Annotated in this window: 13 protein-coding genes; 9 read left to right on the forward strand and 4 right to left on the reverse strand. The window is 50.8% G+C overall.

What is annotated here, in order from left to right; genetic code table 11:
- Window positions 1-416 precede the first annotated feature (416 nt).
- From R2K28_RS07085 to R2K28_RS07100, 4 genes are all read left to right on the forward strand, one after another.
- A complete protein-coding gene (locus tag R2K28_RS07085) occupies window positions 417-3734 on the forward strand; it encodes an EAL domain-containing protein (protein WP_316368740.1) in 3318 nt (1105 codons plus the stop codon).
- Window positions 3735-3763: 29 nt separating this feature from the next.
- On the forward strand, window positions 3764-4672 hold the full coding sequence (locus R2K28_RS07090) for a bile acid:sodium symporter family protein (RefSeq protein ID WP_316368741.1): 909 nt from the start codon (window positions 3764-3766) through the stop codon (window positions 4670-4672).
- Between the two features lie 229 nt (window positions 4673-4901).
- The gene (gene msrA / locus R2K28_RS07095; RefSeq protein ID WP_316368743.1) at window positions 4902-5492 is read left to right on the forward strand and encodes a peptide-methionine (S)-S-oxide reductase MsrA; all 591 of its coding nucleotides are present in this window, start codon (window positions 4902-4904) and stop codon (window positions 5490-5492) included.
- A gap of 340 nt (window positions 5493-5832) precedes the next feature.
- Window positions 5833-6411 carry a hypothetical protein gene (locus R2K28_RS07100; protein ID WP_316368745.1) on the forward strand — a complete coding sequence of 193 codons (579 nt, stop codon included), beginning with the start codon at window positions 5833-5835 and terminating at the stop codon, window positions 6409-6411.
- Here the strand turns inward: R2K28_RS07100 and R2K28_RS07105 are convergent.
- Genes R2K28_RS07105 through R2K28_RS07115 form a run of 3 tightly spaced genes read right to left on the reverse strand, consistent with a single transcriptional unit; the run spans window position 6386 to window position 7801 of the window.
- On the reverse strand, window positions 6386-6586 hold the full coding sequence (locus R2K28_RS07105; RefSeq protein WP_316368748.1) for a hypothetical protein: 201 nt from the start codon (window positions 6584-6586) through the stop codon (window positions 6386-6388). The genes R2K28_RS07100 and R2K28_RS07105 overlap by 26 nt on opposite strands.
- Window positions 6587-6646: 60 nt before the next feature.
- Window positions 6647-6877, reverse strand: coding sequence for a hypothetical protein (locus R2K28_RS07110; RefSeq protein ID WP_116445870.1), 231 nt, complete (start codon window positions 6875-6877; stop codon window positions 6647-6649).
- A gap of 24 nt (window positions 6878-6901) precedes the next feature.
- A complete protein-coding gene (locus R2K28_RS07115) occupies window positions 6902-7801 on the reverse strand; it encodes an SIR2 family protein (protein WP_442871426.1) in 900 nt (299 codons plus the stop codon).
- A gap of 334 nt (window positions 7802-8135) precedes the next feature.
- Between R2K28_RS07115 and R2K28_RS20420 the strand changes: the two genes are divergently transcribed.
- Together R2K28_RS20420 and R2K28_RS07120 are read left to right on the forward strand one after the other, a co-directional pair.
- Complete coding sequence (locus tag R2K28_RS20420; RefSeq protein WP_442871433.1) at window positions 8136-8279, forward strand: DUF3144 domain-containing protein; 144 nt, start codon at window positions 8136-8138, stop codon at window positions 8277-8279.
- Window positions 8280-8299: 20 nt separating this feature from the next.
- The gene (locus R2K28_RS07120) at window positions 8300-8662 is read left to right on the forward strand and encodes a hypothetical protein (RefSeq protein WP_316368750.1); all 363 of its coding nucleotides are present in this window, start codon (window positions 8300-8302) and stop codon (window positions 8660-8662) included.
- 13 nt (window positions 8663-8675) lie between these two features.
- Here R2K28_RS07120 and R2K28_RS07125 read toward each other — a convergent pair whose 3' ends face one another.
- Complete coding sequence (locus tag R2K28_RS07125) at window positions 8676-9521, reverse strand: NAD(+)--dinitrogen-reductase ADP-D-ribosyltransferase (RefSeq protein ID WP_316368751.1); 846 nt, start codon at window positions 9519-9521, stop codon at window positions 8676-8678.
- A 189-nt stretch (window positions 9522-9710) separates the two neighbouring features.
- Between R2K28_RS07125 and nifH the strand changes: the two genes are divergently transcribed.
- The 3 genes from nifH (at window position 9711) to nifK (ending at window position 14011) form a co-directional block, all read left to right on the forward strand.
- Window positions 9711-10586, forward strand: coding sequence for a nitrogenase iron protein (gene nifH / locus R2K28_RS07130; RefSeq protein ID WP_316368752.1), 876 nt, complete (start codon window positions 9711-9713; stop codon window positions 10584-10586).
- Window positions 10587-10704: 118 nt separating this feature from the next.
- Complete coding sequence (nifD, locus tag R2K28_RS07135) at window positions 10705-12186, forward strand: nitrogenase molybdenum-iron protein alpha chain (protein WP_316368754.1); 1482 nt, start codon at window positions 10705-10707, stop codon at window positions 12184-12186.
- A 253-nt stretch (window positions 12187-12439) separates the two neighbouring features.
- On the forward strand, window positions 12440-14011 hold the full coding sequence (gene nifK, locus R2K28_RS07140) for a nitrogenase molybdenum-iron protein subunit beta (protein ID WP_316368755.1): 1572 nt from the start codon (window positions 12440-12442) through the stop codon (window positions 14009-14011).
- Window positions 14012-14063 lie beyond the last annotated feature (52 nt).

Raw genomic sequence — 14063 nt, forward strand, 5'->3', positions numbered from 1 at the left:
ATATTGGTATGACAATTCTATCTGAGATTATAGACACTTTTTGCTGTTATTCGGGTTAACAGAAGAATGATTGTGCAGTGATCAAGTCATAGTATCCATGTGGATATAGCTTCTGTAATCAGAACTAGAATCCTATACGGGGTGGAGTGTGGCATGATGCTGTCTGCATGTCCTACAATAGGGTTGCATCAGAAGACGATCTTTAATCAATAATGTTTTGGACAGGGCAATAACAACAACTTACGGATAAACATGAAAAATATTCTTATTCGCATCAAATCAAGTTTGCCTGGGTGCGTTTAAGATATCCTCCAGTTGGCCGTTATCTAACTCTCAGATAGTTGAAGAACCTTGATATCTCCATTGGATAAGGCGCTCACACACCACTCTCTTTTCATTTGGGTGACATACCGCAAATGATGTCCGCACTCACGCTTAAGCAAATCTTCTCTACTGAGGTCGAGACTGTCTCAGCGGATATTCCAATTGACAAAGTCCTGTTGCGGATGGAGCGCAATCAGATCAGTTGTCTTGTGGCCGTGGATGAGAACCGGCGACCCATCGGTATCTTCACGGAACAGGATGCAATCAGGATCATGGCGGAGAGACAGAGCGTCCGCGAAATCCGCATGAACGATGTGATGAGCAACTCTCCTCTGACGGCAGCTGAGAATATGGATTTCCACGATGCCTACCGCATCATGTCGGAGAAAAAATATCGCCATCTACTGGTAGTCGATGATGAAGGTTGTCTGAGTGGCCTTGTCAGTGAAGCCGATTTTCTGCACCACATGGGAATGGAGTATCTGGTCGAGCTAAAGACCGTCGAGTCGGCCATGACCCGCCATGTGATGTCCCTCGACCCGAGCGATACACTGGTCAAGGCGGTGCGCCTCATGGCCGAGCACCAGATCAGTTGTGTAGTGGTCTGTATCGATGGAATACCTGAAGGTATATTGACGGAACGGGATATCGTCCACCTGGCTCAGTCACTGAATCAGGATGATGAGATCACTGTCGGGCAGGTGATGCATAGTCCGGTGTTCACCTGTCATGCGGAAATCCCCATGCAGGAAGCAGCGCGCATGATGGAAAACAAGCGCATCCGTCGCCTGGTAGTGATCCGGGCAGATGGTAATCTGTGCGGTGTTATTACCCGGCACGACATCGTCAAGGCTCTGCAGGGTCGTTATGTGGAGTATCTGCATGAGACGCTGGTGCGCACCAGCCGGGATCTGCAGAACACCCTGAGTAATCTGCGTGAAGCCCAGCAGAAGGTATTCCTGCTGAATCTGATCGAGCAGATCGACGATGCTATCTATATTATCGAGTCTGAATCGGGGCGTATCATCGAGGTCAACGATAAGGCTTGCGAGATGTTGGGCTATAGCCGGGATGAGCTTTGTATCCTTATGGTATGGGAGATATCCGCCGCCATCGAGAATGAGAGCAGCTGGCGGCGTGAACAGGCCAACTTGAAGATACAAGGCAGCTCGACTGAATCCACCCTGCATCGCAGACAGGACGGTGCGCTTATTCCTGTAGAGGTGAATTCGAAATATCTGCGGCATGAGGAGATTGACTACTCCCTTGCCGTCGCCAGGGATTTAACCCATGTGAAGCGCCAGGAAGAGAGGCTGTTGCTGCTTAGAGAGGCATTGGAGGCGACCCCCAATGCAATTGCGATTACCGATAACATCGGTTCAATTCAATGGACCAATCCTGCATTCAATCAACTGACAGGTTATGCGCAGGACGAGGTCAACGATCTGTCATTCGACGAGATAATCGACCCCCAGCAGCAGGATATGTCCATACTGAGTGACATTTGGCAGGCGATTGTTTCGAGAAACACCTGGCGTGGCGAGATCTCCAATATCCACAGGGATGGCCGGCGTTATCAAGCCTCCATCACCATGACGCCAGTGGTGGACGACAGTGACGAGGTTACACACTACATTGCGGTAATAGAGGATATCACTGAGCGGCATAAACAGATAACCCGGCTAAATCTGTATGCCACCCTGTTCGAGAATACCCATGAAGGGGTGATGGTGACGGATGGAAGAGGTATCATCCAGATGGTAAACCAGGCGTTCACCAAACTGACCGGATATTCAGAATCTGAAGCAATCGGTAAGCGGCCCGATATTCTAAAGTCGGGTAAACACGACCATTTATTCTATGAAGAACTATGGGTCAGTCTCCGGAATAGTGGCCACTGGCAGGGTGAGATCTGGAATCGTCGCAAGAGTGGTGAGATCTATCCGGAATTATTGAGTATCAGCAGTGTCAACGACGATCAGGATGAGTTGAAATACTATGTAGGTGTCTTCTCCGATATCAGTCAATTGAAACAGACAGAGGCCGAACTCGAGTATCTGGCCCATCATGACCCATTGACCCGTCTCGCCAATCGCCGCCTGCTAATGTCCCAATTGGAATATGGCCTGAAAGCGGCCCATCGAAAGCAGGATAGGGTGGCGCTGCTGGTCATGGATCTGGACCGCTTCAAGGATATCAACGACAGTTATGGCCATCTGATTGGAGACGAACTGTTGCAGCTCGTTGCCGGTCGTCTCAACCATCGCTTACGTGAAAGCGATCTGGTGACCCGCCTGGGTGGCGACGAGTTTGCTGTGCTGATGCAGGGGCTGGATCATCCTGAGGATGCGGCCTTGCTCGCCAGCGAGATCATTCAGACCCTGAACGAACCCTGCCAACTCAAGGATGGGCTTGAACTCCAGGTCGGTACCAGTATCGGTATCAGTCTCTACCCTGAACACGGCGCCACTGCTGAAACCCTGCTGCAACATGCCGATTCCGCGCTCTACCAGGCGAAGAAGGAGGGTCGTGGTCGCTTCTGCTACTTCTCCGAGGAGTTGACCCGGGCCGCCCGGCAACGCATCGAGATCCATAACAATCTCAGACACGCCCTTGCTGAGAATAGACTGAGTGTCTTCTATCAACCCCAGATAGAGTTCGAGAGCGGTACTATCGTGGGTGCTGAGGCGCTATTGCGTTGGCGCGACCCTGAACTGGGTAATATATCCCCGGACCTGTTTATCCCGGTCGCAGAGGAGACCGGCCTGATCAGTCGTATCGGTGATTGGGTGATCCGTGAAGTTTGCATTCAGGGAAAACAATGGATGGAACAAAACCGTCCCCCTCTCTCTCTTGCAGTCAATCTCTCTGTACACCAACTGCGGCAGGGGGATTTCGTGGAAAAGGTGCGGAATATCGTCGATGAAACAGGCTATCCTACGGGGCAGCTCTCGTTTGAAGTCACAGAGAGCGCGATTATGGAGCGGGAAACAGAGGCACTGGAGGTGCTGAATCGACTGCGCAAGATCGGACTGCATCTCTCTATCGATGACTTCGGTACCGGCTACTCCTCCCTCGCGCATCTGCAACGTATGCCGCTTGATGAATTGAAGATCGACAAAACCTTCATCGATGATATACCCCACAAACGGGAAGATATGGAGATCACATCCACCATCATTGCGATGGCCAGGAACCTGGGTCTGATCGTACTTGCCGAGGGTGTTGAAACCGATGCACAGTATCATTTTCTGCAGCAGCAGGGTTGCGATTTCTTTCAGGGTTATCTCATCAGTCCACCCCTGGACACAGAGGCTTTTACAAGGTTCATGGATCTGGAACCTGAACGTTTGAGTGGTAACGGTTTCCGCCGCTGGCAACCACATGATGCTGAACCCTCGCGGTCGTAATTCTGATCACTCTGGTCATCAACTCCGAAATGATTAACCAGATCACGCGGCTGTTTCCTCTTTGGGCAGTACTGTTTTCACTGATGGCTTTTGGCAAGCCAGACCTTTTCATCGATTTGAAACCCGCGATAGTCCCTCTGTTGGGTGTGGTGATGTTCGGCATGGGGATGACCCTGACCTGGCAAAACTTCACTGCTGTATTGAAAAGACCCGCTGCAATAGGTTTGGGCGTAGTGTTACAGTATCTGGTAATGCCCTTGGCTGCCTGGGTGATAGCCGAATTGCTCGGTCTACCACCCTATCTGATGGCGGGACTGGTTCTGGTGGGGGCATGTCCCGGCGGTACGGCATCCAATGTGGTTTGCTATCTGGCGCGGGGGGATGTTGCCCTATCCATTACCCTGACCACTGCCTCTACCTTGCTGGCAATAGTTGCCACACCTCTACTCACCTGGCTCTACGTGGGACAGAAGGTACCTGTACCTGTAGTGAGTATGCTCTGGTCTATCTTCAAGATTGTGTTGTTGCCGGTTATGTTCGGGGTTGTTGTAAATACCCTGTTCGGTCGGAGACTAGCTGCTGTCAAACATATCTTTCCCCTGGTCTCGGTACTGGCCATCGTGGTGATCATCGCCATAATCGTAGCGCTCAATGAAGGCAACCTTGCTACGCTGGGCATTAGCCTTGCCTTGGCGGTGATGCTGCACAACCTGGTTGGACTCTTGAGTGGCTACTGGCTGCCAAGAATTTTGGGTATGGATGATCGAATCTGCCGAACCCTGGCGATCGAGGTGGGGATGCAGAATTCTGGACTGGGTGTGGCCTTGGCGGTGAAATATTTCTCCGCCGCGGCGGCATTGCCTGGTGCCCTGTTTTCCATCTGGCACAACCTAACCGGCTCGATGTTGGCCGGGTATTGGTCGCGGCGCGATTCTTAGCATATGCGTAGCTTGTACGCGACTATATCCACCTTGGAATCGAGTCTGCGCAGCATTGCAGACCCTATAGATACTGCGGCAAGGGTGACGAAGTCGTATACGCCGCGAATTTATAACAAAACGATAACGATTGAAGTGATCGGCTAGCAAACCTACTCACAAGGAAGTAGTGTTTAATCAACCTGGAAAAGAGTCCATGGCACAGATGTGATGTGATTGGAGAATACTGGTGAAATACAAAACGATGGGTTTGTTGGCGCTTGGCCTTATTTGTGTTACGTCGAATGTGATGGGAGCAAAAGCCATATTGGCCGGTGGCTGCTTCTGGTGTATGGAGTCCGATTTCGAAAAACTGGACGGTGTCAGTGATGTAATATCCGGGTTTACCGGGGGTACACTGAAAAACCCTACATATAATGGTGATCATACCGGCCACTATGAGGCTGTGGAGATAACCTACGATCCCAATAAGGTCAGTTACAAAAAGCTTCTGGATCACTTTTGGGTGAATATTGATCCCTTTGACGACCGGGGACAGTTTTGCGATAAAGGCCACAGCTACTTAAGCGCAATCTTTGTGGCAAATAAAACAGAGAGAGCGATCGCAGAGCGTTCGATGAAGCGGGTAGAGAAGCAATTTCCTGACAAGGAGATTGCCACCAGGATTTTACCGACGTCGACCTTCTATCCCATTCAAGGGGCGGAAAGCCATCACCAGGATTTCTACAAAAACTATCCGATACGTTACAAATACTATCGCTGGAATTGTGGTCGAGATCAGCGTTTGAGTGAGATATGGGCTGAGGAGTCAATAAACTGATAGTAAGTTACAGCTTGTCTAACAGGGGGTAATTCTCTTCCTTTTATCGATCTTGGATCTGCATGTGATTCGTATTTCATTCTAAGTACCTATTCATAACGGGTATCAGTTTACATGCCAGGTCTTGGTTGGTTTCATATTGATCAATGTTTTGTTGATATTGCTTTTTAAGCGAACCGTAGAGACTCATCTCCTATTTGATAGCTGCCAACTGGTAATAATTATCTATTGTTTATTTTTGTACCAACTGCACAGTTTTACCGCATGGGAATGGAATTCCCAAATCGATCTGGCTACAATCGCGTTTTATACGACGATTGAATACTGGAGTTTTTAAGACATGGATACGCGTAAAAATGTTATATCTGCCTCACTCCTGCTGGCGTTCTTGGTTGCTGGATTCTCAACACCTCTGTTTGCCATTGATTACTCATTCATAGAGGGACGATTTCTTCTCGATGCAGAGTTCGATGATGTCAACGATGATGGGGATGGTTTTCGTTTCGCAGGCTCTTTCCAGGTCACCAATGAAATCTACGCCTTTGCCAAATACGATGACGTGGAACTCGATGACAGTAATGTTGATTTTTCCCTGTTGAGACTAGGTGCCGGATATATTCATCCTCTCAATGCCGTCTGGGATGCCAATGTATCCCTGGCCTATGCAGATGCGGAAGCCGATGGGCCGGGTGGTGATGCTGATGACAGCGGATATGAGCTGAGTGGGGGTGTTCGTGGAATGGTCAAACCCCAGATTGAGGTGCGCGCCAGTCTGAACCACATTGATATCGAAGACAGCGACACCTATTTCACGCTTGGTGGTGACTACTATTTCTTGCCCAATGTCGCTGCCGGTGTCGAGATCGATATGGGGGGAGACTACGAAACCCTGTCTATAGGGGCAAGGTACTTTTTCTAGTTGAAAAGCGATCCAATTCTTCCAACACACGCCGATGTTGATCGGTGTGTTCGTGGATGGCGGGAAAGCCTGACACCTTCATCCACTGTTCCCCTTGGGTGAAATGTTCCCTGGTGTGAGTTACCAGCTTCTCCCAACCGGTTAACCAGGGTGACGAATTCACGATGAGTGTCATCCATCTCATCTATACCCAGCAGGTAGCGTTGTTGAAATTATCGATCAGTTGGGACATCACTCAATTTGTCAATTCTTGGCGTTGATAGTCGATCATTTTGACCACCTTTCGGGCGATGTATTGAGCATACTCATCAACATTTTCGTAATCATGATCGATGGCGAGAGCTGTCAGTTCCTGCATCAGTTCGCGCAGCTTGGCGACTTCGCTGAGTTTGCGACCGCAGGTTAGACAGAGCATGCCATTGTCCCGACATGCATTCTTGCCTTGGCAGGGGGTAAATGTAGCCATGGTTGATTAGATATTCCTGGTTGTTCAACATCCAACGTCTTGTATCGAACCGGCTTCTTTGCTCACCAGTTCGGGAGGAGCGGTTACACTTTTACCTAGAAAGTCATCGATGTCGGCTTCAATGATCTCAAGGTTCATCTTTTTGCAAAAACGGCGCTCCTTATCATTTGGTTCAGGGATCAAGGCCCAACCGGCAGGGTTACCTGCGGCATAGATGATATCAGAGAGCACCATGCGTTCGGTATCACGGGTCATTCGCAGGCCCAGGAACAGATAGCGCTTGTCTTTGCGATACTCTTTAAGGAATTTAGGCATCCCGAACCCACCCATCAGTTCAGTGATGTAATCCACATAGTCCGCATCCGAGGCGATATAGGTCGCATCGGGGGCCGGGCTTCCCATCGGTTTGAACAGGATCGGCAAGGAGGTATCGACTGCCGATTGATCGATCTCGGATGCAGAGTACTTCTCACCATCATAGTGATGAATCCGAAAACGGTAGTCGGTGCCGCCGATCCTTGCTATACCGCGGATCAGGGTATGTGGCGTAGTGCTGTAACTCTGTTGCAGTTGGGTGTCCCTATTGATGTCGACGATATAGGCCGGCTTGATCGATTCCAGCCAGGCATGCAAGGGTGATTGGGTCCAGGACTGCTCTGCATAGGTCGTGTCCAGAAAACGATGCACCGCATTTCGCCCGCGCTTCAGTTCCACATCCATGGCTGCTCTGGCGAATTCATACATCAGTCTTGGTGCCATGGGTTTGCCACCATTCATGGCAAGAATCAGACTGTCACTATCAGCCGGGATAGGCTCACCTGTCTCAGAATGAGACGATCCCTTGAGCGCACCTGCACCGAGATAGGGCACTATATCACCCGACGCAACACCCGCTTTGAGTGCCTGAAAATTCATCTCCGACATTGATAGTCTCCAGTTTGATAGATTGATATAGAGATAAAGCAAGACACAGGCCAACCAGTTAAATCGAAGAGAAACAGGTTGTTAATATAACTCTTGTGCTTACCGTCAATCGATTTTGTAGGTTTTCCTACAAGCCGGGAAACAAATTGGCGAGCTTATTGTGTTGTTAATCATCAGCTGATGTTTGTTGTTGTCTGAGTCTGAAGTGATTTGGCATGAATAGTGTAGTTAACTTTCAACGGGCCAGATTGAGTATCGAACTATGCAGGAATCAGATTTTCGGGAAGTTGCAGTTGATTTTATCCATCTGGCACCCTTCCTTAGTGCGGCATTCATGTATGCCGCTGCGTGGTATAATATCCACTTCTTTTATGCGTCGGATGGGGCATCTGAGAATAGGACCAAGGCCGTTGATTACTATTGCGATCAATATCGAAAGATGTTGATGGAGTTTATGCATGACTTCTCTCAGGCTTAACCAGATATTGGATTTACTCCATGAACATTCAGACAGCCATTGAAAATCCTCATCCTGCCGCCGTGTGGGCTCAAACGGCACCCCTTGATCCTCTTCAAATCGATTGTGTCACTGCGGTGATGCTGAAGATCCTGGACAATAAATGCAAAATGCTTCCTGAACAGCAGATGGCATTGATGGCAGTCTATGGGGTGGTAAAAGAGAGGAAAGGCGTGCTATTGGAACCCTCCATTCATAATGAAATCGATGAGGCATTGAAAATAGGAAGCAGTGTCTCCTATGATCGGATACACGAGTTGCGTCTATTGGTGGAGGCAACTATCCCTAAACAGGTGATGAAACACTTCAAGCAATATTTTCGTGATTCACTGTATGGGGTATGAACTGGTAATCTGCTCACAAGGTTGTGACGCCGACACGATAGACACCGCCAATCACCATATATTCGTTTTCACCTCTTAGCCTGTCGGGTAAGAGATCAGGTAAGTAGAGTAACTTAACAAGTGGTATTTCCGCTTCCAGGATATAGTCTCCGAATTCGTCGGCTCGCTCCCGCTGATTGGTAAATGAGTTGATATTATTCATCAACAGTATGCATTGGTGCTTGTCCAACTGCTCTAGAATCTCGTGATCCTTGATATGGTTTATCCCTCGATAGAGTGTGAGATGCGTCTGCGACGGATAACACTGTTTCACCTCATACTGACAATAGGTGTAAAGGAGATCGAGTTGGGCCTCCAATCCATTGGTATTGTAGAGCCCCTTGGCACGATCACTTAAATAGGCCAGGTAGCGAGCCGAGGAGTAGTCACCCAAGGCGCCGCCATGGTTTCTCGGTAGCAGACCGAATCGGGATTCCACCCAGCTTTTCAATACCGCTGCTTCCTTCCCATCCGGGTCGAACATCCAGCCGCGCAAGATACGCAAATAATCCGCCTTGTCTCTTTTGAGGCGACTCTGTTCAGCATCAAATCCAGCCTCATCCAGGTTATCGAGCAGAAAACCGGATCGCATATAGTCCATGAAGTGGATTGCCCTCTCTTGTCTGCTGGACACCCGCTGCAAACAGGAAAAAAGCTCATCGTGCAGCTCTTGTACGCCATCCAGCATAAGGGGCACTGGGTGTTGCTGAAAAGTGAGGCTGCCGAGGATTACCGCGGGTAGATTGCAGTGATTGATGGATAGGCGCGCATACGCCGGCAGGGAGGTCGTCTTTGGTACTGATTGTTTGTTTTCATCCATACACTTGCTGGGTGATTGTCGCGAACCCGACCTCGGTTTGTCACTTTGAGTCAAATAATATAATCAATAAAAACAATAGTATACGATGTTTTATCGGATTTGGCACGCCGCTTGCTCAACACCAGTTGTCCACGTGACCTCAAACGACTTTAGTCACTACTGATTCAACAATATGTAAGGAGATCCAACATGGCACTGCGTCAATGTGCAATCTACGGTAAAGGCGGCATCGGCAAGTCTACCACGACCCAGAACCTGGTCGCTGGTCTGGCCGAGCTGGGTAAGAAAGTCATGATCGTCGGTTGTGACCCCAAAGCGGATTCCACCCGTCTGATTCTGCACTCCAAGGCGCAGAACACCATCATGGAGATGGCTGCCGAGGCCGGTACCGTTGAGGACCTGGAGCTGGAAGATGTACTGAAAACCGGCTATGGCGACATCAAGTGCGTCGAGTCCGGTGGTCCTGAGCCTGGTGTCGGTTGTGCCGGCCGTGGCGTTATCACCGCTATCAACTTCCTTGAAGAGGAAGGCGCCTATGAGGAAGACCTCGACTTCGTATTCTACGACGTACTCGGCGACGTAGTGTGTGGTGGTTTCGCCATGCCCATCCGCGAGAACAAAGCCCAAGAGATCTACATCGTATGTTCCGGTGAGATGATGGCTATGTACGCTGCCAACAACATCTCTAAAGGTATCGTGAAATACGCCAACTCTGGTGGTGTGCGTCTGGCAGGTCTGATCTGCAACAGCCGTAACACTGCTCGTGAGGACGAGCTGATCATGGAACTGGCTCGCCAGCTCGGCACTCAGATGATCCACTTCGTACCTCGTGACAACGTGGTGCAGCGTGCTGAGATTCGCCGCATGACCGTTATCGAATACGATCCTAAAGCCAAGCAGGCTCAAGAGTATCGTGATCTTGCTACCAAGATCATTGAGAACGAGATGTTCGTCATCCCAACACCGATCACCATGGATGCGCTTGAAGATCTGCTGATGGATTTCGGCCTCATGGATGAAGAAGACGAGAGCATCATCGGCCAGACCGCTACTGCTGAGGCATAAGGCCATCGCATAAGCGAACGGTGACACCGGTCGGCCAGTCGACCGGTGTCTACATAACAGATCGTTTTTCATAGCCTGACTATCCACGGATTAGTGGTGGCAGGTGAAGGAGAATTTTATGTCAACTATGACACGCGAAGAGACCGAAGCCCTCATCCAGGAGGTGCTCGAAGTCTATCCAGAGGATGCGAAGAAGGACCGCGCCAAACATCTCACGGTCAACGACCAAGAGGTGGAGCAGTCCAAGAAGTGCATTACCTCCAACCGAAAGTCCCTGCCGGGTGTGATGACCATCCGTGGTTGTGCCTACGCCGGTTCCAAGGGTGTGGTCTGGGGTCCGATCAAGGACATGATCCACATCTCTCACGGTCCTGTCGGTTGTGGCCAGTACTCCCGTGCCGGCCGTCGTAACTACTATGTGGGCACCACCGGCATCAACACCTTCGGTACGATGAACTTCACCTCCGATTTCCAGGAGAAGGATATCGTTTTCGGTGGCGACAAGAAGCTGTCCAAGATCATGACCGAAATCGAACAGCTGTTCCCTCTCAACAAGGGCATCACGGTACAGTCCGAGTGTCCTATCGGTCTTATCGGTGACGACATCGAAGCCGTCTCCAAGCAGACTGCCAAAGAGATCGAGAAGCCTGTGGTTCCTGTCCGTTGTGAGGGTTTCCGCGGAGTCTCTCAGTCCCTGGGTCATCACATCGCTAATGACGCTGTGCGCGATTGGGTGCTGCACAACCGTGACAACGACACCAGCTTCGAGGGCACCGACTACGACGTTACCATCATCGGTGACTACAACATCGGTGGTGACGCCTGGTCTTCACGTACCCTGTTGGAAGAGATGGGTCTGCGTGTTATCGCTCAGTGGTCCGGTGACGGCACCCTGGCTGAGATGGAGAACACTCCCAAGGCCAAGCTGAACCTGCTCCACTGCTACCGTTCCATGAACTACATCTCCCGCCACATGGAAGAGAAGTACGGTATTCCGTGGATGGAGTACAACTTCTTCGGTCCTACCAAGATCGAAGAGTCGCTGCGCAAGATTGCCGCTTTCTTCGACGAGACTATCCAGGCCAATGCCGAGAAGGTGATCGAAAAGTACAAGCTTGAGTACGACGCAGTGATTGCCAAGTATCGTCCGCGTCTGGAAGGCAAGAAGGTGATGCTCTATGTGGGCGGTCTGCGTCCGCGTCACATCATCGGCGCCTATGAGGACCTGGGTATGGAAGTGGTCGGCACCGGTTACGAGTTCGCTCATAACGACGACTACGACCGTACGATCAAGGATATGGGTAACGCCACCCTGATCTACGACGATGTCACCGGCTACGAGTTCGAGGAGTTCGTCAAAAAGATCAAACCCGACCTGATCGGATCCGGCATCAAGGAGAAGTACATCTTTCAGAAGATGGGCATCCCCTTCCGTCAGATGCACTCCTGGGACTATTCCGGTCCTTATCACGGCTACGACGGCTTCGCCATCTTCGCCCGGGATATGGATATGACCCTGAACAATCCCTGCTGGGGAAAGATTCAGGCACCATGGTTGAAGGGTGAGGAAGAGACCCAGGCCGCTGCGGCCGGTGCTTAATCAGTGGTTTGTGATGGGGCAGGGCCCCACCCTACACCCTGAGATTGAGCGGTAGGGTGGGGCCATGCCCCACCGATAACCGCTCAAGTAAGCGCCTTTCGAGTCGGAGTTGCCATGTATCACCAGTGCATGATCAGCAGACCCGCTCATCGAGCCAGTAAGGTTGAACGAATAGGTTGGAGTCAGCCTCCGACCCCGATTAAAAAATCTGAGCCGTCTGTCCACAGATTAGTGGCGCGGTAGGAGAAATATCATGAGCCAAGTTGTCGATGACATCAAACCCAGCTATCCGCTGTTTCGTACCGACGAATACATCGAGACGCTGAAGAACAAGCAGGAAGCCTTCGAGGAGAAGCATCCTGATGACAAGATCCAGCAGACCTTTCAGTGGACCACCACCGAAGAGTATAAAGAGCTGAACTTTAGCCGTGAGGCCCTGACCGTTAATCCGGCCAAGGCGTGCCAGCCACTGGGTGCGGTACTCTGCGCCCTGGGTTTTGAGAAGACCCTGCCATACGTGCATGGTTCACAGGGTTGCGTGGCCTACTTCCGCACCTACTTCAACCGTCACTTCAAAGAGCCGGTGGCCTGTGTCTCCGACTCCATGACTGAAGACGCGGCGGTATTCGGTGGCCAGAAGAACATGTTCGCCGGTCTGGAGAACGCCAAAGCCCTCTACAAGCCTGAGATGATCGCTGTCTCTACCACCTGTATGGCCGAGGTTATCGGTGACGACCTGAACGCCTTCATCGGCAATGCCAAGAAGGAAGGTCACATCGAGCAAGAGTTCCCGACACCTTTCGCCCATACCCCAAGCTTCGTTGGTTCTCATACCACCGGCTGGGACAACATGTTCGAAGGTATCCAGCGCTACTTCACGCTGAACTACATGGAAGACAAAGAGGTTGGCAGCAACGGCAAGATCAACATCGTGCCCGGTTTCGAGACCTATCTCGGCAACTACCGTGTCATGAAACGCATGATGGAAGAGATGGGTGTTGAGTACAGCTTGCTGTGTGATCCTACCGATGTACTGGATACCCCGGCAGACGGCACTTTCCGTATGTACGATGGTGGTACCACCATCGATGAGGTGAAGGATGCGCCTAACGCCATCGATACCCTCTACCTGCAGCCCTGGCAGTCAGTCAAGAGCCGTAAGTTCACCAAGAACACCTGGAAACAGCCTGCGAGCGATATCGCTATCCCCATGGGCCTTGAGGCGACTGACGAGTTCCTGATGAAGGTCTCCGAGCTGACCGGTAAGCCGATCTCCGAGTCCCTGACCCGTGAGCGCGGTGTTCTGGTCGACATGATGACCGACAGCCACGCCTGGTTGCATGGCAAGAAGTTCGGTCTCTACGGTGATGCCGACTTCGTCATGGGTATGACCAAGTTCCTGTTGGAGCTGGGCGCTGAGCCGACTCAGGTTCTGTGTAACCACGCAAACAAGCGTTGGAGAAAGGCGATGGAGAAGATCCTGGCTGACTCACCCTATGGTCAGAACAGCGAGGTTCATATTGGTAAGGATCTGTGGCACTTCCGTTCACTGATGTTCACCAACAAGCCTGACTTCATGATCGGTAACTCCTACGGCAAGTTCATCCAGCGCGATACCTTGCACAAGGGTAAGGAGCACGAAGTACCGCTGATCCGCATTGGTTTCCCGATCTTTGATCGTCACCACATGCATCGTGACACCACGCTCGGTTACGAAGGTGCCATGTACATGTTGAGGATGTTGGTTAACTCCGTACTTGAGCGTCTCGACGAAGAGACTCGCGGTATGGGTACCACTGACTACAACTACGACCTGGTACGCTGATCCTTTCAGGATCAACGAGTTTTGAGTTGTGAGTGTTGAGTTTTGAGTTAAA

The sequence above is a fragment of the Candidatus Thiodiazotropha sp. CDECU1 genome, assembly GCF_963455295.1.
Taxonomy (GTDB): domain Bacteria; phylum Pseudomonadota; class Gammaproteobacteria; order Chromatiales; family Chromatiaceae; genus Thiodiazotropha.